This window comes from Halomonas bluephagenesis (assembly GCF_054790765.1).
In genome coordinates this window covers 1,433,308-1,457,766 of record NZ_CP133631.1, presented here as the reverse complement: position 1 = coordinate 1,457,766, position 24,459 = coordinate 1,433,308, and the positions used below count along the sequence as shown (strand labels likewise).

Here is a 24,459-nt window from a genome sequence, read left to right as displayed (position 1 = left end):
CCGAGCTTAGGCTCGGGTTTTTATCGTTTGTAGAAAGCATGAAGTGAGTATAGTAGTACGCAACTACTCATAAATTTCGTTCGGGCAAAGCGCACCATGGCTAAGAAAAAAACACGTCAGAAAAAAACTATTTCTCCTCAGTCAATAAAAAACAACAGCCTTGATTTAGGTGTGCCTAAAAAAGAGGTGGGTGCTTTTATGGCGCTCTATAACGCCAAGCAGCTGTCACAAGCTCAACAGGCGGCACAGCGAATGACTGAGAACTACCCTGATAGTGCATTTGCATGGAAAGCGCTCGGTACGACGTTGTTAGAGGCAGGTGATTTTTCGGCCGCTTTGGCTCCTCTATTGAGATCCTACGAGTTTAATGCTGAGGACGCATTAATGCTCACTAGCCTGGCAGCTGTCTACTACCGACAAGGAGAAGCACAGCAAGCAATTAAGCATCAAATGAAAGCCGTAGCACTTCAACCCCAATACGCTCCTGCGCAGTACCGGCTGGCAGAAATGCTACAGAGTTCTGGGCAGCATGCTGCAGCGCTTGAATATGCCCAAAAATCTCTGGAGCTAGGTTATGATGAATTAAAAGCACGCTTACTTATAGGTTCTTTGCAGTACCAGACCAAGTACTTTAGTAGAGCCCTTGAAAATTATCTGCTGTTGGAAAATGAATTTCCCGGAAATCATTCTGTTTATAATAATTTAGGTAATTTATACAAAGATATGGGGGAGTACAAAAGAGCCGAAAGCTACTATCAGAAAGCTTTGGCTAAAAGGCCTGATTTTGTAATGGCTTATTCAAATATTTTCTTTTCTAAACACTATGATCCATCTGTTACTCAAGAAGAAATAATCGATTTTGCGAAAGGTTGGGATGAAAGATTTTCTTTATTTAAGCTTAGTTCTCCTGAGAATGTTAAGAAATTAGATAAGTCACTAAAAGTAGGCTTGATATCCTCCGGGTTTAGAACACACCCAGTTGGTCAAATGATTACTGCCGCCCTGGAGCGAAGTCGGTCTGATATAAATTTTTATGCTTACTCTACCAGTGATATTAATGATCAGTTTACAAAAAAAATTAGTAATGTTTGCAAGCAGTGGCGGCAAGTTCGTCATTTGAGCCAAAAGGCGATAGCTGAGCAAATTCGGAATGATGAAATAGATATCCTTATTGACCTTTCGGGGCATGGTGATGGTAGCTGCTTGCAAGCTATCTCCATGCGGCCAGCACCTTTATGCATTAAGTGGGTAGGTGGGCTGGTAAATACGATGGGTCTAGAGTCTATTGACTATCTACTGTCAGATAGTATCGAAACGCCCGAAGGTGTCGACGATCAATACACAGAGAAATTGATTCGATTGCCGGATGACTATATTTGTTACTCTCCCTGTGAGTATGCACCGAACACAACGTCACTACCTGCACTTAAAAATCGCTATATTACGTTGGGCTGTTTAAATAATGCTGCAAAAATTAGTGCACAGCTTCTCGGAGAGTGGGCTATTTTAATGCACCAACTGCCGAAAAGCCGCCTACTTTTGCGAGGACCTTTGTACGAGAGCCAAGACTATTGCCAGCGTATATGGAATGAAATGGCCCAGCACGGCATAGAGCAGGAGCGCATTTTATTAGAAGGTCCTATCAATCATAAGGACTTTATAGGCACCTACCAGCGTATCGATATTGCGTTAGATACTTGGCCCTATTCTGGTGGTTTAACTACCTGTGAAGCTTTATTAATGGGGGTGCCTGTTGTTACCCTGCCGGGGCCAACTTTTGCCGGTCGCCACAGTGCCACTCACTTAATTAATGCAGGTTTGCAGGAGTTGGTCGCCAATAGCTGGGGTGAGTACCGCCAGCGTGTGATAGAGCTTGCAAATGATTTACCTAACCTTGCGGTTATTCGTGCGGGGCTGCGCACCATTTTGCATTACTCTCCTGTGTGTGATGCACCAAGGTTTGCGAATCATTTTAATAACGCCTTACGCGCTATTTGGGTACGCTATTGCGAAGGTAAAGCGCCCGAAGCGCTAACTTTCAACAAAGAAGGTGAAATGTGGTTTGCTGATGAAGACGCGTTAGTAGAGTTGCCCGAGTGCTCAGGTGAAGAAATATCTGACGTTGATTTTTTTGAATGGCAAATTGATAAACCTATCACCATCATAGATAACGCTGCTGTCCTACCTCGAAACCCTGATTATGCAAAGTGGATGTCGAGCGGACACCTAGCGATTATTAGTTTTGACCCAGCTAGTTTGCTTACTAAAAAAGTGGAAAAGCTTAAAGAATACGGAGAGTTTCATCATTATCCTCACGCCTTATTAGGTGATGGCCAACCTACTACTCTTTACGCCACTTTAGATGCAGAAAAAGGGAGTACGCTGAAGCCTCTAAAAGAAGCTCAACAACTGAAACACTTGCGTGAAAAGCTTAAAGTGTTAGCTGAACTGCCGATTACTACAGTAGCACTAGATAGCATCGAAGGCTTACCCAGCGTAGATATGCTGGTGTTAGATGACCTGCATGATGCTATGAAAGTGCTAGAAAATGGCGAGAGATCGCTAAAAAATACGCTATTAATTCAGGTTAGAGTGGCTTTTCAGCCAAGCTATGAGCCCCAGCCGAATTTAGCTGAATTACAGCACTGGATGGCTCGCCATGGTTTTCGTTTTTACTGTTTCAATAACGAGGAATACCAAAGTCATTTCTCGGAAAGCGTGCCAGTGAACCGGCTTCAAGCCACAGAGCTAGTCAATGTTAATGCAATTTTTCTGCCCACCTATAAGCGGGTGGTTGAGTTGAGTGAGAGTCAATGCACTAAACTCGCATATTTGTTGCATTCAATGTACGACATTAAAGACATGACATATGCGTTATTGAAGGCAGTGGATAGTGAAAAGGCAAATAAATATTTAGATAAAGAAGTTTTGAATGAAAAAAAATTGAGAGTACCGTTAAAGCGAGAAGTGATTCACTCTACTTGTCAGCTTGAGAGCAACCAGCGTGAATTTACCTTGTGTGTTGGTGTGCCTGTTTATAATGAAGAGAAATATATTCTAGAAACTATTAGGTCATTGAAAGATCAAGATTTCAAAGATGTTAAGTTCCTGATTTCTGATAACTGCTCAACGGATAGAACGCTGGATATTATTTGCGAAGAAACGGCAGGTGATGAGCGTTTTGAAGTATTTAAACAGCCTGCAAATATCGGCGCGTCGAAAAATTTTGAATTTGTTTTTAAGAATAGTAGATCAAAATATTTTATGTGGTTAGGGGCTCATGATGTTTTGTCAAAATCTTATTTATCACTTGCTGTTGATGAAATAAAGAAACATTCTGACACTTCGATGGTAATGGGGACGCCGGTGGCCATTGATGAAGAATCTAATGTGAAAGGCTTTTTGGAGAACGCTATTTATGACTTTTCACATGATAAAAAAGAAGCGCGTTATCTGAAATCGGTTGCAGAGCTTTCAAACTGTACCGTGTTACACTCGGTCTTCCTTCGAAAAGCTCTAGATAAATTTGAATTCAGAGCTACTATTTCTGCTGATCATGTTTTGATAAGTCATCTATTGTGGTTTGGGGTGCTAAGAAATATAGATGGTGAAAGCTATTTTAGGCGATACTTTCATACAAGGACTGAGAGTCAAGAGGAAAGAATTGCTGGTAATAATGTTAGATTGGATAGGAATGGTTTTATTGAGTATTACCTCGATGATTTAAAAGAGCTTTTAGTTAGCTTAAGTTCTTCTAAGTCTGAAAGAATTATTAAAAAAACAAATGAAATTCTCAATGCTAGGTTTTTCTAGATAGGATAAGTTATATGAAATGCGTCATACTGGCGGGCGGTCTGGGTACTAGAATTTCTGAAGAAACTCACCTGAAGCCAAAGCCGATGATTGAGATCGGAGGTAAACCAATACTCTGGCATATAATGAAGCTTTACTCTTTTTATGGTGTAAATGACTTTATTATTTGTTGCGGTTACAAAGGCTATGTGATTAAAGAATATTTTGCTAACTACTTCTTGCATATGTCTGATGTGACTTTTGATATGTCAAGCAATTCGATGCAGGTACATGAAAAGCATGCAGAGCCATGGCGAGTTACATTGGTCGATACTGGGGAAGAAACTCTGACAGGTGGGCGTCTCAAGCGAGTCGCTAACTATGTCCGCGATGAGTCATCTTTCTGCTTTACCTACGGTGATGGAGTGGCCGATATAGATATCGGTGCTCAGCTTGCTTTTCATCAGCAGCATGGAAAGCTCGCTACTGTAACGGCAGTACAGCCTCCAGGTCGATATGGGGCACTGCTTCGTGACGGAACTGCCGTAAGTGGTTTCCAGGAAAAGCCACCTGGCGATGGCGCATGGATCAATGGTGGCTTTTTTGTCCTAAACCCGCAAGTTCTGGACTTTATTGATGGGGATCAAAGTTCATGGGAAGGCCGTCCATTGGAGAGCATCGCCAATAATGGACAGCTAGAAGCTTTTGAGCATCTTGGATTCTGGCAACCTATGGATAACCTGCGTGAAAAAAATCATCTAGAGCATCTTTGGGATTCAGGACAAGCCCCTTGGAAGTTATGGTCATGAATAAAGCTTCGCTATCGTTTTGGCAGGGTAAGCGAGTATTGGTGACCGGCCACACAGGTTTTAAGGGGTGTTGGTTGTCCCTGTGGTTACAGCGCTTGGGGGCGGAAGTAACAGGAGTTGCTTTGGCGCCCAATACACACCCCAGCTTGTTTATGCTTGCCAAGGTAGATAACAGCTTGAAGAGCTATGAGTGTGATATCCGCGATACATATAAAGTTTCGCGTACCATACACGAAGCTAAACCAGAAATAGTGTTTCACTTGGCTGCTCAATCTTTGGTGCGTGCCAGCTATCGAGATCCTTTGGCTACCTATGCTACTAATGTTCAAGGTACGGCCAATGTGTTGGAGAGCCTGCGAGGGTTGGAACACGCGCGTGTAGTTGTGGCGATTACAACCGATAAGGTATACCGAAATCTCGAACAGCCATATCCGTATCGCGAGACCGATCATCTTGGTGGGCATGATCCCTACAGTGCCAGTAAAGCAGCCGCTGAGTTGGTGGTTGCCAGTTACCGTGATGCTTTCTTGGCGGAGCAAGGGGTTGCTGTGGCGACTGCTCGAGCTGGTAACGTTATTGGCGGCGGAGACTGGGCTGAAGATCGCTTATTGCCTGACGCTGTGCGCGCCTGGAGTACTGAACAGTCTGTGTATATTCGACACCCGGGAGCAGTACGCCCTTGGCAACATGTGCTAGAACCTCTTTTTGCTTATCTGTGCTTGGCAGAACAGCTATATGAGAACCCCAAAAAAGCAGGAGCCTATAACTTTGGTCCTCGCCCTCATGATGCAGCCACAGTGGAAGATGTTATTACACAGGCGTGCAAATCATTCGGGAGTGGTGAGATTGAGTGGGGCGGTGGTCATGCAGGGCCACATGAAGCAAATTGGTTGGCGTTAGAGACTGCCAAGGCGCGGACTGTATTGGGCGTTGAGCCGCATTGGCAGTTGGTGCAATCTGTATCTCGCACAATGAATTGGTATCGACGTCAGCTTGCAGGGGAATCAGCTCAAGCGCTGTGTTTAGAAGATATCACAGCCTACGAGTCACTATAGGAAGCATAATAATGGGCCTACTGACCGTGAGCGATACCCCGTTAAATGGACTGATGCTTGTGCAAAGAGAGCAAGTTGGAGATCACCGTGGTTTTCTTCAGCGACTTTTTTGTGCTGATTTTTTAAAGCAAGCTGGTTGGCATACTCCTATTGCGCAAATCAATCATACTTTTACACGGCACAGAGGCACTGTGCGTGGTCTTCATTTTCAACATGCGCCTTATGCAGAAATGAAGCTGGTGACTTGTTTGAAAGGTGCGGTATGGGATTTGGCAGTAGATTTACGTCCCGGTACCCCTACGTTTCTCCACTGGTACGCGGAAGAGCTGAGCGCAGAGAATCAGCGATCTTTGCTGATACCTGAAGGGTTTGCACATGGTTTCCAAGCCTTAAGTGATGACGTTGAAATGCTCTATTGTCATTCTCAAAGCTACGAACCGACTATGGAAGGAGGATTGCACCCGCAAGACCCCAGCCTAGCGATTACTTGGCCACTCCCCATCAATACATTGTCGGATCGAGATGCTTCTCATAAGCTGATTGATAATAACTTTGCAGGAGTCGTGCTTTGAACTGTCGGCATTGTGCAACACCGTTAAGTCATACGTTTCTTGACTTAGGTTTTGCCCCCCCTTCTAACGCGTATCTTACGGCTGCTGAACTCGCTAAACCGGAAAAGCATTACCCGCTAAGAGTTAAAGTCTGCGATCAATGTTGGTTAGTGCAGACGGAGGATTATGCTCAGGCAAATGAACTCTTCAGCCCTGACTATGCTTACTTTTCGAGCACGTCTAGTGGCTGGGTGGCCCACGCTAAACATTATGTTGAACAGGTATCTAGTGAGCTGAGTCTTAATTCAGATAGCCTAGTTATTGAAGTGGCATCTAATGATGGGTATTTGCTTAAAAACTTTGTTGCCATGGGGATCCCATGCCTTGGTATTGAGCCAACCGACAGCACCGCGACGGCCGCGGAAGCGAAAGGGGTTCCTGTTCTACGTGAGTTCTTTGGCGAAGCGTTGGGTAAGCAACTAGCCCGCGAGGGTAAAAAAGCAGATCTAATTATCGGTAATAATGTTTACGCCCATGTGCCTAATATTAACGACTTTACCCGCGGGCTTAAGGCGGTACTTAAGCCAAGTGGCACGATTACTCTAGAATTTCCCCACCTGATGCGTTTGCTTGAGCACTTCCAGTTCGACACTATCTATCATGAGCACTACTCTTATTTATCGCTCTCCGCGGTAAGTCGTATCTTCCAGTCTGTAGGCCTGCGCATTTGGCAAGTGGAAGAGCTGAATACACATGGAGGAAGTTTGCGTATATTTTGCTGTCATGATGAGGATGATAGGGAAAATTATGAATCAGTTGCGGCAATGCTGCATGTGGAGTATAGCCGCGGCCTGCAACGATTGGGAACCTATCTCGACTTTCAGTCCCGCGCAAATAAAATAAAGGATGATCTGCTATATTTTCTTATTAAGCAAAAGCGTGCAGAAAAAAAAATTGCTGCCTATGGAGCTGCTGCTAAAGGCAATACCTTGCTTAACTACGCTGGAATAAAGCCAGATTTACTTCCATTTGTATGTGATGCAGCGCCTGCCAAACAGGGAAAATTTATGCCAGGAAGCCACATACCCATCTTTTCACCAGATCAGCTTGTGGGTAGCCAGCTAGACTATTTACTGGTCTTGCCCTGGAATATTTTAGAGGAAGTGCAGCAGCAAAATAGTGAGATCCAAGAAAGAGGAACGGCATTTGTTATTGCTGTTCCAGAACTTCGTATTTTTGAGTGAAAAAATGGAAAATATAATTAAGCCACAGATACCTGTTTTCAAGCCCCTGATTGAAGAGAGCGAAATCGCTGCAGCAGTTGAGTCGCTGGAGTTGGGTTGGCTTGGTATGGGTAGCTACGTAAAAGATTTTGAAGCTGAATTAACCCGGGTCTGTGATTTTGCCTCCGGCGAAGACCGCCATGTTGTTGCTGTGAGTACAGGGCATGCAGCACTTCATCTCTCGTTGTTGATGATAGGTGTGGGTTCTGGCGATGAGGTTATTACACCATCATTTAATAATGCTGCTGATTTTCAAGCAATTCGTGCTTGGGGAGCCGAGCCTGTTTTTGTTGATATAAAAGAAGAAACACTTTGCATTGATGTTGATAAGGTGGAGAGCCTGATAACAGATAAGACCAAATGTATTATCTGTATGGATTATGATATTTTTCTTTGCGATCATAATGCATTGCGAAAAATATCAAAAAAATACAACATACCAATTCTCCATGATGCTGCGCACTCTTTTGGCTCTTATTATAAGGGGCGACCAACTGGAAATCAGCATGAATACACTATGTTTAGTTTTGATCCTGTTAAGACAGTAACTTGTATTGATGGTGGGGCTGTTGTCGTTAAAGGGGCGGAAAATGTAAAGCGACTACAGGCAATGCGTTTGATTGGTATGACGCAGTCTGCGGAACAGATGTATACAAATTCAAGAGCATGGACATATGATATTGAAGGGCTAGGGTTTAGGTATCACATGGCTAACTTGCATGCTGCAATAGGCCTTTCCCAAATCTCAAAGCTTGATAAGATACGGAGTACTCGACAAATAGCATGTAAAAAATATTATGATGAACTCTCTTCAATTACGTGGTTAGAAGCCCCTAAGGGTGACTTTGAGGAAGTTAGTCCTTTCCTTTACTATATTAGGGTTCTTAATGGTAATCGTGATGAGCTTCGTGAGCATATGAAGTCACAGGGCGTCGATACAGGCATTCATTGGCAGGCAGGGCATAAATTTACATATTTTAAGGGTTGCCGAAAAGGTGATCTGGATGTAACTGAAAAAATTGTCGATCAAATTTTATCGCTCCCCCTTCATAGTTATATGAGCGAGAAGGACCAAAATCGAATCATTCAATCTATAGCATCTTTCCGTGGTTGAAAATGAAATATCAAGATATCTTTCAAGCGCTTAAAGGGGTTGGTGATATAGACTTATCTTCCCTAGTGTTACCTGTGGCTGAAACAGGCTTCGCATTATATCCGATTAACTGTAATCCTGGTTGTGTCGATAAAGTTGTTGTTAGTATGTTGACAGAGGCTCGAAATAGAAATCGTGATTCATTTTTAACATATTTCGAAGCTACTCCTGAACGGACATTCCAGTGGATTGTAAGTTCCGTTGCCAAGGATAGTACGAGAATCTTGTTTGCACTTAGGGATATTGGAACAAAAGAGCTTTATGGCTACATGGGACTAGCCTATGGTGATGCTAGAGGAACCCGTATTGAAGGGGATGCGATTGTTCGTTTCAGCGACACAGGTCGTCCTGGCTTGATGCGTGCGGCATTTCTCAGCTTAGTTGAGTGGGTAATGGTCGATATAGGTATCAAGGAAGTGTGGGTTAGGGTTCGATCAAGTAATCCAGCTGTTACGTTTTATAATCAGTGTGGTTTTTCAGTAGAGTTTGATGCGCCGCTGTATGAAGTAAACGGATCTCGCGGTGAGCTTGAGGAGCTTAGCGAAACCCCTCTAAAAGACCATGCTATAGTATCAGCTGATTCACTTTTCCATATGAAGTACCACTGTTAAAGTTGATGGGAAAAGCTTGCTTAGGCTAATTTACTGAAAGATTATTGAGTTAATTAGTTATGGACAGGGAGGTCAAAAATAGTTTCGTTTATAGGGTGAAAGAAATTTCTGCTATGATTTTGGAGATAAATATGAAAAGTAGTGACGACAATCCATTTGCACAGTTTTTACGAGAAAGTCATGATTCAATAAGCAGTTATTCTTCTGAAACTGAATGGAATCGTCAGTCAAATGAGTGGTTAGTGAGAGCCTTTGACAAACGATACATGTACAATTTTCAGTGGATGGGTAGGCCGATTATCCAAACGCCAGTTGACATGGCAGCCATTCAGGAGCTGATCTGGCAAATAAAGCCGGATTTGATCATCGAAACAGGCATCGCTCACGGTGGTTCACTGATGCTAAGTGCATCTATGCTCGCGTTGTTAGATATGTGCGAAGCCATCGAGACAGGCGCAGTGCTTGATCCCAAACAGTCTAAACGAAAAGTACTGGGTATCGATATTGATATTCGCGCACACAACAGGGAGGCTATTGAAGCTCACCCTATGGCCTCACGTATCGAAATGATTCAAGGCTCCAGCATTGCGCCTGAAGTAATTGAGCAGGTTCAACAAATAGCCGAGGGTTACGAACGCGTGCTGGTCTGTCTGGATTCTAACCATACCCACGACCACGTACTGGCCGAGCTGGAAGCCTATGCGCCGTTGACGAGTGTTGGAAGCTATTGTGTAGTATTCGACACCATTGTAGAAGACATGCCAGCTGATATGTTTCCTGATCGTCCCTGGGGGCCGGGAAACAATCCAAAAACGGCTGTATGGAAGTACTTAGGAATGCACAGCGAATTTGAAATTGACAAGAATATTCACAATAAACTTTTGATTACAGTTGCGCCAGATGGTTACTTAAAAAGAGTTAGTTGATAAAGATTTACTCGCCAGAGAAAAGATGCAAAGTGAAGTGGGCGGTAGAGTGAATTTTTGGCTGCAGTGAGTGGTTTTGTGGTCAGTGCTAAATGGTTTTATATGGCCGTCAGGATTAAGCTGACGGCCAATTATTATGGGCAAGAGAGAAAGCGGCAGTAATAGCCAATACCACCTCATTGTTGACAGTTTCAATTGCGAATTGACGACACATTAGATCATGCTTGCCCGTTTTAGAATGAAGGCATAGATATATGGATGGCCGATAATTATAACAAGCAGCTGAGTATTCTGGCTGATGCCATTAAGCAGTAACGGAAGTATACGAAGGGGATGCTGTCTTAAAAGTGACATTGATTTTCCGCATTCCTAAAGGTTTTACCTGGCACATTATAAGCGCTAGGTAACAAGCAGGTTACTTGGTGGACGTCGGGTTCTCCTAGGGGCAGCACCAGATGGTGTCGGGAGATAGAAACTCTTGAGGTGTGAAGACAAGCACCCCATAGCACCGCCGATTGATCCTAAATTCCAAAAAACACTAAGAAAGCTGTTTATTATTTCTTTTTTGCTGGTATCTTGGCTCTATTGCGCTGGTAAATGTTCGACGAACGTCGCAACCGGCGCCCACGTTTAAAGCAGGGTGCTTAAGTGCCCCAAAGAGGAAAAAAAATATGGCGAATGTGAGCCGTTGGAAAAAAGCCGTTGCCGTTCTTTCGCTTAGTGTTGTGGGTGGTGTGCTGTCTGCCGCTGCTTATGCGGATACGCTGCGAGTCGGCATGTCTGGGGGGGATTTCCCCTTTACATACGTTGAGCGTGATGAGCTGAAAGGCTTTGAAGTGGATGTAATGAACGCCGTTGGTAATGTAACTGGCGATGAAATTGAGTTCGTGACAGCAAGCTTCTCTGGCTTGGCGGGCATGCTGGAATCGGGGCGCATTGATACCATTGCTAACCAAATCACCATTACCGATGAGCGCAAAGCGAAGTACGCCTTCACCGCGCCGTATGTTTACGATGGTGCCCAGGTTGTTGTGCGGGCAGGTAATGACACTATTCAGGGGGGTGAAGATTTATCCGGCAAAAGCGTTGCGGTGAATCTCGGTTCTAACTACGAGCAGTTGCTGCGTGAGCAGCCTAATGCCGATGAGATCGATATTCGTACCTACGAATCTAACGTCGAGCAGGATGTGGCGCTTGGCCGTATCGATGCGTTTGTGATGGATCGCGTTAGCGCAAGCCAAGTGATCAGCGAGCGCGGTTTGCCGCTTTCATTGGCTGGGCAGCCGTTCACAACCATCGAAAACGCGCTGCCGTTCCGTGATGATGAAGAGGGCCGTGCTCAGCGTGACCGCGTAGGCGCCGCTCTGGAAGAGCTGCGTGAAAACGGCACGTTAGGTGAAATATCGCAAAAATGGTTCGATACTGATATCACTCAGCCATAATCGCGGCTTTACCTCGTGACGGCTATCTTTAGATTGCGGCCGTGGCAATGCCACGGCCGTTTTGCTTATTGCGATTAAGCTAATGTTGGAATAACCATGCTGAATGTGGAGTATATGTGGGGCCTGTTGCCGGTCCTACTGAGCTATTTACCGTTAACGCTACAGATGGCGAGTATCGCCATGGTGTTTGCGCTGATCATTGCCTGCCTCTTGGCGGTCATTCGGGTGTCGCGGGTGCCAGTATTGAACGGCGCGGCGCTGCTGTTTATCTCGTTTTTTCGCGGAACGCCGCTATTGGTGCAGCTATTTTTGTTCTATTACGGTTTGCCCCAACTGATTAACGCGCTCATTTCCATCAACGGGGTGACCGCCGCGGTGCTTGGCCTGACGCTGCACTTTTCGGCGTATATGGCGGAATCCATTCGCGCGGCGATTGTGGGTATTGACCGTAGCCAGACCGAAGCTGCCCTGTCCATCGGCATGACCCAGTCTCAATTGATGCGGCGGATTATTCTGCCTCAAGCAACCCGCGTGGCAACGCCGACGCTGATGAACTACTTCATCGATATGATTAAAGCGACCTCCCTGGCGTTTACCCTGGGGGTGACCGAAATGATGGGCGCTACCCAAAAAGAAGCCTCGGGCAGCTTTCTCTATCTGGAAGCATTTTTGCTGGTGGCGATTATTTACTGGGTGGTGGTGGAAGCGCTTTCCTGGGGCCAGCGCCGTCTGGAAACGTATCTGAATAAGGCGTACCAGCGATGATCACCCTCGAATCCGTCAGCAAGCGTTTTGGCCAGCAGCCGGTATTTACCGACGTTGATTTGCACCTGGAGCAGGGTGAAATCATCGTCATTATTGGTCCATCGGGTACCGGTAAATCAACCCTGTTGCGCTGTATTAATTTTTTGGAACGCCCAGAGGCGGGACACATCACGGTAGGCGATTTAAGAGTAGATGCCCGGCGTGCCAGCCGTGCCGATATTCTGGCACTACGCCGACGAACCGCTTTCGTGTTTCAGAACTATGGGCTGTTTGCCAACAAAACGGCGTTAGAGAACATCAGCGAGGGCATGATTGTTGTTGATAAACTGCCTAAGGCTCAGGCGCACGCTCGGGCAAGGGAAATTTTAGAGCGCATTGGCTTGGCCGATAAGGCGGATGCTTACCCTGCATCGCTTTCCGGTGGCCAACAACAGCGGGTAGGCATTGGGCGTGCGATGGCCGCGAATGCCGATGTAATTCTATTCGACGAGCCAACCTCATCGCTGGACCCGCAATGGGTGGAAGAGGTGCTGAGCTTAATGAAGCAGCTCGCCGCCGAGCAGCAAACCATGATTGTGGTGACCCATGAAATGCAGTTCGCCAGAGACGTCGCCGACCGTGTGGTGTTTATGGATGAAGGGCAGATTGTCGAGCAGGCCCCGCCAGAACAGCTGTTCACCAATCCTCAGGATGAACGGACACGGCATTTTCTGCGCAAAATTCTTGCGCCAACGGGACAGGCATTGCCTTAACGGTTGAGTGGTGATCCGCGCGGGAAAAGCATTGACAAGCGCTGGCAAGCCCGCTTAACGCGTGATAGACTACGCCATCCTCTCAGACAAGACCCGTGGACGGGCAGGTTTTGAACTGCTCGTTTCACCATTTGGCAGCATTTTAATTGCTTCCAAATCAATTGGTTGTTGTGGAAAGATTCTGACGGAAATGTCGTGTTATTGCCTACGCAAACCGACAAACACATAGTTAATCCGTTGCCGTTTATTGGCAACCTTTATTCTCCAAGGAGATACCTGTGGCGAACAGCAAGCAAGCACGCAAGCGCGCCCGCCAGGCCGAGACTCGTCGCGTCCTGAAAGCCAGCCAGCGCAGCATGGTCCGCACCTACATCAAGCGTGTGATCAAAGCGATCAGCACCGGCGATCATGGCAAAGCGATGGAAGAGTTCCGGGCAATGCAGCCGGTTGTCGACCGCATCGCTGATAAAGACGTTCTTTCTAAGAAGAAAGCTGCTCGTCTGAAAAGCCGCTTGAACAAGCGCATTAAGGCTCTGGCGGCGTAAGCCGGCAGGCGCCATAAAAAAACCGGCTGCGGCCGGTTTTTTTGTGTCTATACGTCGCGTTGCCCGCGGCGACGTTGGATCTCTTGTTTTAGTCGCTATGGATTGAGTGATGACCACCAACACGCCACCGCAAGCAAACATGTCGCCCCCGCGCCGCGGGCTGATGCGCTCTGGGTTAGTGGTCAGTGCCATGACCATGTTGTCGCGTGTGATGGGGTTGGTACGCGATGTGGTGGTGGCCACCTTCTTGGGGGCAGGTAACGGCTCGGATGCGTTCTTCGTTGCGTTTAAAATCCCTAACTTTCTGCGCCGTTTGTTTGCCGAAGGGGCGTTTAACCAAGCCTTTGTGCCGGTGCTTTCAGAGTACTCAACCCAGCGCAGTAAGCAGGAGATTCGCGAGCTACTGAATGCGGTAGCGGGCAGCCTGACGGCCATTTTGGCGTTAATTACGGCATTTGCCATGCTAGGGGCTCCTTGGTTGGTGTGGATATTTGCCCCCGGTTTTGGGCGAGACCCCGAAAAGCTGGCCATGACCGCTGATATGCTGCGCCTGACGTTTCCCTATTTGCTGCTGATCTCGTTAACCGCCTTTTCGGGTAGCATACTGAATACTTGGAACCGCTTTGCGGTGCCCGCGTTTACCCCTGTGCTGCTGAACATTTCGCTGATTGGCGCGGCGCTACTGCTAATGCCGTTAATGGAAGAACCCGCCATGGCGCTGGCCTGGGGGGTGCTGATTGCTGGTGCTGCCCAGTTAGCGTTTCAGGTGCCGTTTTTGCTGCGTCTTGGGTTGCTGCCGACCCCGTGGCCAAATTTTGCCCACGAAGGGGTGAAGCGCATCCTGAAGCTAATGGCCCCCGCGCTGTTTGGGGTGTCGGTATCGCAAATTAACTTGCTACTGGATACGGTGTTGGCCTCGTTGTTGACGGCGGGTAGCGTGTCTTGGCTGTACTATTCGGATAGGTTGGTCGAACTGCCGCTTGGGGTGTTTGGTGTGGCGATTGGCACGATTATCTTGCCTGCGCTTTCCAAACGCCATGCGGAGCAGTCCACCGAACACTTTTCAGCGATGCTAGACTGGGCCATTCGCGTGGTGCTGTTGTTAGGTGTGCCCGCCGCGCTGGCACTGGCAGTGCTGGCGGAACCGTTTTTGATTACTTTGTTCCACTACGGGGCGATGACCGATACTGACATTCAAATGGCGGCCATGAGCCTACGTGCTTACGCATTTGGGCTGGTAGCCTTTATGCTGATCAAAGTATTGGCACCGGGCTTCTTTGCCCGGCAGGATACCAAAACGCCGGTGAAAGTGGGCATTATCGCCATGGTGGCTAACATGGTGCTCAACCTGTTGTTAATTTGGCCGCTGGCTCACGCAGGATTGGCGCTGGCGACCGCGCTGTCGGCATTTTTAAATGCCGGGCTGCTGGGTTACTTGCTTTACCGCCAGAAGGTGTTGATCTTTCAGCCAGGGTGGGGGCGCTTCGCAGTTCAGCTGGTGGGTGGCAGCGCGTTGATGAGTATTGCGCTTTATCTGGCTGCTCCCGACTGGCAGGCATGGCTTGATTTTGAGCTGTGGCAGCGCATTCGCTGGGTAGCAGGGTTAGTGGTGCTGGGTGGCGGGCTTTATTTTGTCTGGCTGACCGCGCTTGGCCTGCGGCTGCGTCACTTTAAGATGAATAGCTAATGCGCAAAAATGCAGCGTTAGGGTGAAAAAAAGGTGAGGTCAGGGCGAAAGTAATCTTCCCCTGCACCTGATCAGCGCGTTCGTTATAATCAAACGCTTTTAAAAAAGGCTTTTAAAAAAGAGGTGCCATGCACGTCATTCGAGGTCTGCACAACCTGACAGCGGCTCATCGTGGCTGCGTTGCCACCATCGGTAATTTTGATGGTGTGCATCGCGGCCATCAGGCGATCTTGCAGCAATGCCGTGAGCATTCGGCACGCTTGAATGTGCCGTTGACCGTGGTGGTGTTTGAGCCTCAGCCGCGGGAGTTTTTTGCCGGTGATCAAGCGCCGCCGCGACTTACTCGCCTGCGCGAAAAAGTGCGTCTGCTGCGCGATCATGGTGCCGAACAGGTACTGTGCCTACCTTTCAATGATGCGCTGCGTAGCCTGACCGGGCGCGAGTTTATCGATCAAGTGCTAATTAAGGGCTTGGGGGTGAAGCATCTGGTGGTGGGCGACGACTTCCGCTTTGGTTGCGACCGCCGTGGCGACTTCACCTTGCTTGAAACTGTCGGGCAGGTGGAAGGGTTTGGTGTAGAGCACACACGCACCTTTAAAGTTGATGATGAACGGGTATCCAGTACGCGGGTGCGTACTTTGCTGGCGAGCGGTAACTTTGACGTGGCTGCACGCCTGCTTGGCAGGTCATATTCACTGCATGGCCGTGTGGTACGTGACCAGCAGCTAGGGCGCACCATTGGTGTGCCCACTGCTAATCTGCCGCTGTTGCCTCAACCATTAACGCTGCGCGGCGTTTTTGCTGTGGTGGCCGAGTTGGCTAACGGGCAGCGTTACCCCGCAGTGGCGAATGTTGGCTTTCGGCCAACGGTGGGCTCTAAACGCCCCACGCTAGAAGTTCATCTGTTGGATTTCTCAGGCGACCTATATGGTCAGCGGCTGACGGTTTACCCCTGCGCGCGTCTGCGTGGGGAAGTGAAATTTGACGACTTTGATGCGCTAAAAACGCAAATTGAACACGATCAAGCCAGAGCGCGCCGCTACTTTGCAGCAGCGGGCGCTGGCTGCATGAATTCTCTTCCGCTGGCCTCGGCCCCGCTTGGGCGTGAGACCGCTTCTTCTGATTTCTCTTCGGCGGATAACGCCGCCGATGCTAACGACGGCTGACCGGACTATGGATTATAAGCACACGCTAAACTTGCCAGAAACCGACTTTCCCATGCGCGGCATGCTGCCGAAGCAGGAGCCAGGGCGCGTTTCTAAATGGCAGGATATGAACCTATACCAGCGCCTGCGCGATGCCCGCGCGGGGGCACCGCTGTTTGTTCTGCACGATGGCCCTCCCTACGCCAACGGCAGTATCCATATCGGTCACGCTCTCAATAAAATCCTTAAAGACATTATTGTTAAGGCGAAGAACCTGGCGGGCTTTGATGCCCCTTACGTGCCAGGCTGGGATTGCCACGGTCTGCCTATTGAGCACAAGGTAGAAACCACCCACGGCAAACATTTGGCCGCGGATAAAGCCCGCGAGCTTTGCCGTGAATATGCTGGCGCGCAGATTGAAACGCAGCTAGCTGACTTTGTTCGCCTGGGGATCATCGGTGATTGGGACCACCCTTACCGCACAATGGATTATGCCAATGAAGCAGGCGAAATCCGTGCCTTGGCGGAAATGGTGGATGCGGGTTACGTGTTCAAAGGCTTAAAGCCGGTTAACTGGTGCTTTGATTGTGGCTCGGCCTTGGCTGAAGCGGAAGTTGAATATGCCGATAAGAAATCCGACGCGATCGACGTCGCTTTCCCGGTAGAAGATGCCGACAAGCTAGCGGCGGCCTTTGGCCTAAGCGAATTGCCCAAGCCTGCGGCTGTTGTGATCTGGACCACCACGCCTTGGACAATCCCCGCTAACCAGGCGTTGAACGTTCACCCTGAGTTTACTTACGCGCTTGTGGATAACGGCGAACGTCTGCTGCTGCTCGCGGAAGAGCTGGTAGAAAGCTGTTTAGAGCGCTTTGGGCTGTCGGGCAGCGTAATCGCTACTGCGCAAGGCACAGCGCTTGACCTGATCAACTTCCGTCATCCGTTCTATGATCGCCTCTCGCCGGTTTACCTAGCGGATTACGTTGAGTCCGAAGTGGGCAGCACGGGCATCGTTCACTCAGCGCCTTCTTACGGTATGGATGACTTTATCCCCTGCCGTGAGCATGACATGAGCTTTGACGACATGCTTAACCCAGTGCAGGGGAACGGTGTCTACGCCGATGATCTGCCGTTCTTTGGCGGCCAGATGATTTGGAAAGCTAACCCGCATATCGTTGAGAAGCTGCGCGAGGTTAATGCGCTAATGGCGCACACGCCCATCAAGCACAGCTATATGCACTGTTGGCGCCATAAGTCCCCGGTGATTTATCGTGCCACTGCCCAGTGGTTTGTGGGCATGGATATTCAAGGTAAAGACGGTAAAACTCTGCGTGAGCGGGCGTTGGAAGGCATCAAAGCCACTGAATTTACCCCCGCGTGGGGCAAGGCGCGTTTGCATAGTATGATCGCTAATCGCCCGGATTGGTGTATCTCCCGCCAGCGCAACTGGGGCGTGCCAATTCCGTTCTTCTTGCATAAGCAAACGGGCGAGCTGCACCCCAACACGGTTGAACTGATGGGAGAGGCGGCTAAGCGCGTTGAGCAAGAGGGCATTGAGGCGTGGTTTAAGCTCGACCCCGCTGAGCTATTAGGTGCCGACGCCGCTGAGTACGATAAAGTCACCGATACATTGGATGTCTGGTTTGACTCTGGCTCCACGCATCGTCATGTGCTGCGTGGCTCGCATCCTCATGGTCATGAAAGTGGCCCGCGTGCTGACTTGTACTTGGAAGGCTCGGATCAGCACCGTGGCTGGTTCCATTCGTCGCTACTGACCGGTTCGGCGATTGATGGTCATGCGCCATATCGTCAGCTGCTAACCCATGGCTTTACCGTTGATTCACAGGGCCGTAAGCAGTCCAAATCGCTAGGTAATGTGGTCGCGCCGCAAAGTGTGATGGATAAGTTAGGCGCTGATATTTTGCGCCTTTGGGTCGCGTCTACCGACTACTCCGGTGAAATGGCGGTGTCTGACGAAATTTTGAAGCGTACCGCCGACGTGTATCGTCGTATCCGTAACACCGCCCGCTTTTTGCTTTCCAACTTGAATGGCTTTGATCCGGCCAAAGACCAGGTGGCCTTTGGCGATATGCTAGCGCTGGATCAGTGGGTGGTCGATCGCGCGGCACAGCTGCAGGGGCGTATCGAAAAAGCCTACGAAGAGTACCGTTTCCTGGATGTATACCAGCAGGTACATGGTTTCTGCGCACGGGAATTAGGTGGCTTTTATCTGGATGTCATCAAAGACCGCCAGTACACCACCCAAACAGATTCGCTCGCCCGCCGTAGCGCGCAAACCGCGCTTTACCATGTGGTCGAAGCGTTGAGCCGCTGGGTTGCGCCGATTCTGTCGTTTACCGCTGAGGAGATTTACGAGCACATCCCTGGCGAGCGCGGCGACAGCGTACTGCTGGAAACTTACTACACTGGGCTTGGAACCTTAGATGATGGCGCTGAGCTAGGCCGTGCCTTCTGGGAGCAAGTGCTGGAGGTGAAGCATTCGGTGAATAAGTGCTTGGAAGACGCCCGTAATGCCAAAGTCATCAAAGGTAGCCTAGCGGCGGAAGTCACGCTTTACGTGAGCGACGAACTGAACGCCACGCTGTCCAAGTTGGGCGACGAGCTGCGCTTCGTCATGCTCACCAGTGAAGTGCATCTCGCACCGCTAGCGGATGCCGCCAACGCAGAAAGCACCGAGCTTGACGGCCTGAAAGTGGCGGTCAGCGGAAGCGAGCATCAGAAGTGCGAGCGCTGCTGGCACCACCGGGCTGATGTAGGCGCCCATGCTGAGCATGCGGATCTGTGTGGTCGCTGTATCAGCAACCTGCCTGAGGGCAGTGGTGAGACTCGTTACTATGCCTAACGCTTCATCAACCACCAACGATCCAAATCAGTGGCCGCCGATGCGGCGGCCACTGCGCTGGCTGTGGCTAGCGGTGGTGATTATCGTGTTAGATTTGCTAACCAAATACACCGCCAGCCATTTTTTGAATTACGCCCAGCCCGTTGAGGTGCTGCCGTTTTTCAACCTTACGCTGCTGCACAATACTGGCGCTGCGTTTAGCTTTTTAGCGGACCACCCCGGCTGGCAGCGCTGGGTTTTTGCGCTGATTGCCATTGGTGCCAGCATTGGCTTAACCGTCTGGCTTTCCCGCATTAGAGCGGATGAAAAATTGCTGGCCGTGGCGTTGCCGCTGATTATTGGTGGTGCCCTGGGCAACCTGTATGACCGTTTAGTACATGGCTATGTGGTGGACTTTTTATCGTTCCATGCCGCTGGTTGGTACTATCCCGCCTTTAATGTGGCGGATATCGGCATTACGCTGGGAGCAGTAGGGTTAATTTGGGAGTCGGTGATGGGTGATCGACGCCGCAAGAAAGCCGCGCTCCAGCAGCGTGATTGAAAGCCATAGAGTGACGAGTGAGGAACCATGGACTACCTAATTGACGATGGTATGGAAATTACCCTGCACTTCACGCTGAAGCTGGAAGATGGCACGGTAGTCGATTCCACCAAAGAGAAAGCCCCTGCGACGTTCCAGTATGGCGATGGCAACTTGCCACCTGGTTTTGAACACCCAATTAAAGGCATGACCGCTGGTCAGAGCGGGTCGTTTCAGATTACCCCTGAGCACTCCTTTGGGCAGCATAATCCGCAAAATATCCAAACGCTGAAGCGCGCCGATTTTGGTGATGAAGAGCCGGAAATCGGTATGGTGATGTCATTTGCTGATAAAGCGGGAACGGAATTGCCTGGCGTGGTCAAAACCATAGACGGCGATCGTGTGGAAGTGGACTTTAACCATCCGCTCGCAGGGCGCACGTTGACGTTTGAAGTCGATGTGCTGAACGTAACGCCCATCACCAAACACTGATTTTAAGCACTCGTTTTCATTTAACAGGCGATGCAATTGCATCAAGGCGCTTTTATGCAGTCATCAGAGTCATCTCAGCCAACACAACCCGTACAAATCAAGCTGGCAAACCCGCGCGGTTTTTGTGCTGGTGTGGATCGCGCGATCGATATAGTCAACCGCGCGTTAGATGTCTTCGGCCCACCGATCTACGTGCGCCACGAAGTGGTTCATAACCGCTTTGTGGTCGAAACATTGCGCGAGCGTGGCGCGGTGTTCGTTGAAGAGCTGCATGAAGTGCCTGACGACGTAATCGTGATTTTCTCGGCTCACGGCGTCTCCCGCGCCGTGCAACAAGAAGCTGAGCAGCGCGGTCTCAAAGTCTTCGATGCAACCTGCCCATTGGTTACCAAAGTGCATTTGGAAGTGTTGCGTTATGCTAAGCGCGGTCAAGAGTGCATTTTGATTGGTCACGAAGGCCATCCGGAAGTCGAAGGCACCATGGGACGTTATGACACTTCCCACGGTGGCCAGATTTATCTGGTCGAGGATGAGCAGGACGTGGCGAAGTTAGGCGTTAACGACCCGTCAGCATTGGCGTTTGTGACTCAAACCACGCTCTCGATGGATGATACCGCGAAGGTGATTGATGCGTTGCGGGAGAAGTTTCCAGAGATCCAGGGGCCGCGCAAAGATGATATCTGTTATGCCACTCAAACCCGCCAAGATGCGGTGCGTGAACTAGCAGCGGATAGCGACTTGGTCTTGGTCGTCGGCAGCCCCAATAGCTCCAACTCTAATCGCCTGCGCGAACTTTCCGAGCGCATGGGCACGCCTGCCTATTTAATCGACAATGCCGACCAAATTGAGCCAGCGTGGCTGGAAGGTGTTAGTCGTATTGGGGTCACCGCCGGAGCCAGCGCGCCAGAAGTGCTGGTGAAAGGCGTTATCGACAAGCTTCAAGCATTTGGCGCAGAGGTGCCTGTTGAGCTTCAGGGCCGCGAGGAAAATATTACCTTCTCTATGCCGAGAGAGCTGCGTGAGCAAGTGATTGTAAGCGACTAATGCAAAGCGTATCAGTTTGCGACATACTCCGCGTATGGGCCAACTGATACAGGAGCACGCTCAGTGCCTTCACCCTTTGCTAACCGTGCTGGACGCCAGGAAGCTCGCCAGCACGGTTTTACGCTTATTGAGATGCTGATTACCGTCGCTATTATTGGAATAGTGGCAGGCATTGCTTACCCCAGTTATACCCGCTATGTTGAGCGCTCGCTCCGTACTGACGCCCATGCTGGCCTGTTGCAGGCAGCCTCTGAGCTTGAGCGCTGCTACTCCCGCCAATACGCTTATGCTGACTGTTCGTTTACTCCCGCCTCTCCCGATGGCAACTACTCTATTACCGTCGCCGACGGCAGTGAAGATGATGGTGGTTTTTTACTGACGGCGACAACCTCGCAAACCGATGGCTGTGAAAGCGATATTCAATTTAATGCGCGGGGAGAGCGTCTGCCTGAGGCGTGCTGGTAAATGGGCAGGCAAAACGGCCTTTCGCTAATTGAGGCGCTTATCGCGCTGGTGATTTTAGCGTTTGGGCTAATAGGCGTCGCCGCGATGCAGGTGAAGGCACTGCAAAGCGCCATTGCTGGTTATACACAGTCGCTGGCTAACGTCGCAGCGGGAGATGCCCAAGAGCGGGTGTGGGCAGCGCTTTCTTCGTACCAAGACTGTGACACGATTCCGTTGGCCACGATTGAGTCTGCATGGCTCAGCCATTGGTTTGCAGGTCAATCGGCAACGCTTGGTCATACCCAGGGGCAAGAGAGTCGTATCGACCGGCAAGACTGCCAGTTTGATGTAGTTGTGCGCCTGCGTACTGGGCCCAATGAGCCCCACGATATCTTCAGCTACGTGTTCCAACTTCCCAACCAGCCGTAAAGGTAGGCCTGCCATGGATGTGCAGCGCGGTTTTACGTTAACAGAGCTACTGGTCGCCATGGTTATTGGTATGGTGGTGATTCTAGGTGCTGGACAGCTTTTCTTAAGCACCTTTCACACGTTTAAGCAGGTAGATCAATTGGGGCGTCATCAGGAAGCGCTTCTTTACGCGGCGACATCGATTACCGACACCCTACGCAGACAAGGCGCTACCGACTCAAACGGAGCGCCTTTTTTTCGCTTGCAGTGCGGGGTGATTGAGTCTGGCTGTCGCTGCACGGTTCAGGATATGCAGGAGGCTCAGCCGCTGGTCACCTTTGACTATGACGCTGGCGCTAGCTGTGAGCGGGACAACCCGCTTGGAGCGCCCGCCACCAAAGGGGTTAGCTTGGTGTCACTGCCATTAGGTCGGCAAGGGGCCAATATTGATTTCCACGTTACCCATCGAGAGGCTGTGTTGCAGCCTGCGTTTTCGGCTAGCCCCTGAGATGTATGGAGTATGAGCAGAGAGGCGATATGCAGCTTAGACAGCGACGGCAGGAGCAAGGCGCTGCGCTAGTTGTGGTGATGGCACTGTTAGCGAGTGCGTTGATTATTGGTGTTATCTGCGTGCAATCTGCGTTTGTGGATGAACGCTTAGCGAGCAATTATCGGGCATCGACGTTAGCGCAAATGCGCGCTGAAATAGCCGCCTCACATGCAGTGGCTTCCTTTAATCAATTGGAGTGGGGGGACAGCGTGCTCACCATCAATAGCGATCACACTCTCCGCTGGGAAGATATCGTAGTGCACCCATTAACTACGGTGCTTGGTGATGACTGCGAACACAATAGCTGCTTATTTACGCCCGTTGAGCGTGACGGCCAGCCTTGGGTAGTGGCGTTAGGTGCGGTTATTACTAATGCCAATACCGATAGTGAAATGCTGCTAGCGCAAAGCTTACCTGTGTTTATCAAAGTAGAGGAAGGGGAGGAAAGCCATCAGACAAAGGCGACGGTGGTTTGGCATTAAGTGTACAATGACTTACCTTTTTTGACCTTTATCCAGCTGGATCCACACTATGAGTCAGACAGCCAAAACCCGCGTGCTGACCGGGATTACCACGACCGGAACGCCACATCTTGGTAACTATGTGGGTGCTATTAAGCCTGCCATTGAGGCAAGCCAAGACCCCAACGTACAGTCGTTTTACTTCCTTGCTGACTATCACGCGCTGATCAAATGCCAAGATCCGAAGCGTGTGCAAGAGTCGCGTCTGGAAATTGCCGCCACGTGGCTTGCGCTAGGGCTAGATACCGATAACGCCATTTTTTATCGTCAGTCGGATATTGCTGAAATTCCCGAATTAATGTGGATGCTTTCTTGTGTGTGCGCCAAGGGGCTGATGAACCGCGCCCACGCATACAAAGCGGCAGTCGCTGAAAATGAAGAAGCCGGTGACCAAGACCCGGATAAAGGCGTCACCATGGGCTTATTCGGTTACCCAGTGTTAATGGCTGCTGACATCTTAATGTTTAATGCCAATAAAGTGCCGGTAGGGCGCGACCAAATTCAGCACATTGAAATGGCGCGTGATATCGCCGGACGTTTCAACCACATGTTTAAAGGCCAGTATTTTGTTCAGCCTGAAGCCGTTGTGGATGAAAAAGGGGAAGTATTGAAGGGCTTGGACGGTCGCAAAATGTCCAAAAGCTATAACAATACGATCCCGCTTTTCTCCAGCGAGAAAAAACTGCAGAAGCTGGTGCGTAAAATCAAAACCAACTCGCTGGAACCTGGCGAGCCCAAAGATCCAGACACCTGTACGTTGTTCCAAATCTTTTCAGCGTTTGCCAGCAATGAAGAAGCCGCTGCGCTACGCGAGCAGTACGTGGCAGGTATCGGCTGGGGCGACGCTAAGAACCACGTGTTTGATTACTTGAATGCGCACTTAAGCGCCCCCCGCGAGCGTTACATCGCGCTCATGGAAGACCCTGCGCATATTGAAGCGGTGCTACAAAAAGGTGCCGATCGCGCTAGAGAAGAAGCCGCCATTACCATGGATCGCTTACGTTCCGCGGTAGGCTTAGGACGCTTTGTTTAGTGGATTTAAAACTGCACTGACAAGAAACCCCTTCTAAATAGAAGGGGTTTTTTAATACGGACATAGCAAAA

General features: G+C 49.6%; 23 protein-coding genes. All 23 read left to right on the top strand.

The genetic code is table 11. The annotated features are described in order from the left end of the window. Nucleotides 1-96: 96 nt before the first annotated feature. The 23 genes from REH51_RS06415 to REH51_RS06305 all read left to right on the top strand — a co-directional run bounded on the left by REH51_RS06415 (nucleotide 97) and on the right by REH51_RS06305 (nucleotide 24,388). A complete protein-coding gene (locus REH51_RS06415) occupies nucleotides 97-3,813 on the top strand; it encodes an O-linked N-acetylglucosamine transferase family protein (protein WP_498937231.1) in 3,717 nt (1,238 codons plus the stop codon). 14 nt (nucleotides 3,814-3,827) lie between these two features. Beyond that, nucleotides 3,828-4,601 (top strand): glucose-1-phosphate cytidylyltransferase, encoded by a 774-nt coding sequence (gene rfbF, locus REH51_RS06410; protein WP_498937229.1) that lies wholly within the window; start codon nucleotides 3,828-3,830, stop codon nucleotides 4,599-4,601. After that, a complete protein-coding gene (rfbG, locus tag REH51_RS06405; RefSeq protein WP_009722804.1) occupies nucleotides 4,598-5,656 on the top strand; it encodes a CDP-glucose 4,6-dehydratase in 1,059 nt (352 codons plus the stop codon). Before rfbF ends, rfbG begins: the two co-directional genes overlap by 4 nt. A gap of 11 nt (nucleotides 5,657-5,667) precedes the next feature. Beyond that, entirely contained in the window at nucleotides 5,668-6,228 is a 561-nt protein-coding gene (locus REH51_RS06400) for a dTDP-4-dehydrorhamnose 3,5-epimerase family protein (RefSeq protein ID WP_009722803.1), read from the top strand. Next, the gene (locus REH51_RS06395) at nucleotides 6,225-7,451 is read left to right on the top strand and encodes a methyltransferase domain-containing protein (RefSeq protein ID WP_498937227.1); all 1,227 of its coding nucleotides are present in this window, start codon (nucleotides 6,225-6,227) and stop codon (nucleotides 7,449-7,451) included. Before REH51_RS06400 ends, REH51_RS06395 begins: the two co-directional genes overlap by 4 nt. Then, complete coding sequence (locus REH51_RS06390) at nucleotides 7,414-8,604, top strand: DegT/DnrJ/EryC1/StrS family aminotransferase (RefSeq protein ID WP_498937225.1); 1,191 nt, start codon at nucleotides 7,414-7,416, stop codon at nucleotides 8,602-8,604. The genes REH51_RS06395 and REH51_RS06390 overlap by 38 nt, the downstream gene beginning before the upstream one ends. Nucleotides 8,605-8,606: 2 nt before the next feature. Continuing rightward, the gene (locus REH51_RS06385; protein ID WP_009722800.1) at nucleotides 8,607-9,254 is read left to right on the top strand and encodes a GNAT family N-acetyltransferase; all 648 of its coding nucleotides are present in this window, start codon (nucleotides 8,607-8,609) and stop codon (nucleotides 9,252-9,254) included. A 131-nt stretch (nucleotides 9,255-9,385) separates the two neighbouring features. Continuing rightward, a complete protein-coding gene (locus REH51_RS06380; RefSeq protein WP_039868808.1) occupies nucleotides 9,386-10,180 on the top strand; it encodes a cephalosporin hydroxylase family protein in 795 nt (264 codons plus the stop codon). 671 nt (nucleotides 10,181-10,851) lie between these two features. Then, nucleotides 10,852-11,622 carry an amino acid ABC transporter substrate-binding protein gene (locus REH51_RS06375; protein WP_498937223.1) on the top strand — a complete coding sequence of 257 codons (771 nt, stop codon included), beginning with the start codon at nucleotides 10,852-10,854 and terminating at the stop codon, nucleotides 11,620-11,622. 96 nt (nucleotides 11,623-11,718) lie between these two features. Further along, nucleotides 11,719-12,387 carry an amino acid ABC transporter permease gene (locus tag REH51_RS06370; RefSeq protein ID WP_009722797.1) on the top strand — a complete coding sequence of 223 codons (669 nt, stop codon included), beginning with the start codon at nucleotides 11,719-11,721 and terminating at the stop codon, nucleotides 12,385-12,387. After that, entirely contained in the window at nucleotides 12,384-13,139 is a 756-nt protein-coding gene (locus tag REH51_RS06365) for an amino acid ABC transporter ATP-binding protein (protein WP_009722796.1), read from the top strand. Before REH51_RS06370 ends, REH51_RS06365 begins: the two co-directional genes overlap by 4 nt. Nucleotides 13,140-13,417: 278 nt before the next feature. After that, entirely contained in the window at nucleotides 13,418-13,684 is a 267-nt protein-coding gene (rpsT, locus tag REH51_RS06360) for a 30S ribosomal protein S20 (RefSeq protein ID WP_009722795.1), read from the top strand. Nucleotides 13,685-13,793: 109 nt separating this feature from the next. Then, entirely contained in the window at nucleotides 13,794-15,371 is a 1,578-nt protein-coding gene (gene murJ / locus REH51_RS06355; protein WP_009722794.1) for a murein biosynthesis integral membrane protein MurJ, read from the top strand. A 128-nt stretch (nucleotides 15,372-15,499) separates the two neighbouring features. Further along, the gene (gene ribF / locus REH51_RS06350) at nucleotides 15,500-16,537 is read left to right on the top strand and encodes a bifunctional riboflavin kinase/FAD synthetase (RefSeq protein WP_009722793.1); all 1,038 of its coding nucleotides are present in this window, start codon (nucleotides 15,500-15,502) and stop codon (nucleotides 16,535-16,537) included. A 7-nt stretch (nucleotides 16,538-16,544) separates the two neighbouring features. Continuing rightward, complete coding sequence (gene ileS / locus REH51_RS06345) at nucleotides 16,545-19,376, top strand: isoleucine--tRNA ligase (RefSeq protein WP_498937221.1); 2,832 nt, start codon at nucleotides 16,545-16,547, stop codon at nucleotides 19,374-19,376. Continuing rightward, nucleotides 19,369-19,917 (top strand): signal peptidase II, encoded by a 549-nt coding sequence (lspA, locus tag REH51_RS06340; protein ID WP_498937219.1) that lies wholly within the window; start codon nucleotides 19,369-19,371, stop codon nucleotides 19,915-19,917. The genes ileS and lspA overlap by 8 nt, the downstream gene beginning before the upstream one ends. A gap of 27 nt (nucleotides 19,918-19,944) precedes the next feature. Beyond that, nucleotides 19,945-20,388 carry an FKBP-type peptidyl-prolyl cis-trans isomerase gene (gene fkpB, locus REH51_RS06335; RefSeq protein WP_009722790.1) on the top strand — a complete coding sequence of 148 codons (444 nt, stop codon included), beginning with the start codon at nucleotides 19,945-19,947 and terminating at the stop codon, nucleotides 20,386-20,388. Between the two features lie 54 nt (nucleotides 20,389-20,442). Then, entirely contained in the window at nucleotides 20,443-21,432 is a 990-nt protein-coding gene (gene ispH, locus REH51_RS06330) for a 4-hydroxy-3-methylbut-2-enyl diphosphate reductase (protein WP_498937217.1), read from the top strand. A 63-nt stretch (nucleotides 21,433-21,495) separates the two neighbouring features. Further along, the gene (locus REH51_RS06325; protein WP_009722788.1) at nucleotides 21,496-21,897 is read left to right on the top strand and encodes a type IV pilin protein; all 402 of its coding nucleotides are present in this window, start codon (nucleotides 21,496-21,498) and stop codon (nucleotides 21,895-21,897) included. Then, entirely contained in the window at nucleotides 21,898-22,305 is a 408-nt protein-coding gene (locus REH51_RS06320; RefSeq protein ID WP_498937215.1) for a type IV pilus modification PilV family protein, read from the top strand. 13 nt (nucleotides 22,306-22,318) lie between these two features. Beyond that, entirely contained in the window at nucleotides 22,319-22,792 is a 474-nt protein-coding gene (locus REH51_RS06315) for a PilW family protein (protein WP_498937213.1), read from the top strand. 29 nt (nucleotides 22,793-22,821) lie between these two features. Beyond that, entirely contained in the window at nucleotides 22,822-23,316 is a 495-nt protein-coding gene (locus REH51_RS06310) for a pilus assembly PilX family protein (protein ID WP_143759723.1), read from the top strand. Between the two features lie 49 nt (nucleotides 23,317-23,365). Then, entirely contained in the window at nucleotides 23,366-24,388 is a 1,023-nt protein-coding gene (locus REH51_RS06305; protein WP_009722784.1) for a tryptophan--tRNA ligase, read from the top strand. The last annotated feature ends 71 nt before the right edge of the window (nucleotides 24,389-24,459 follow it).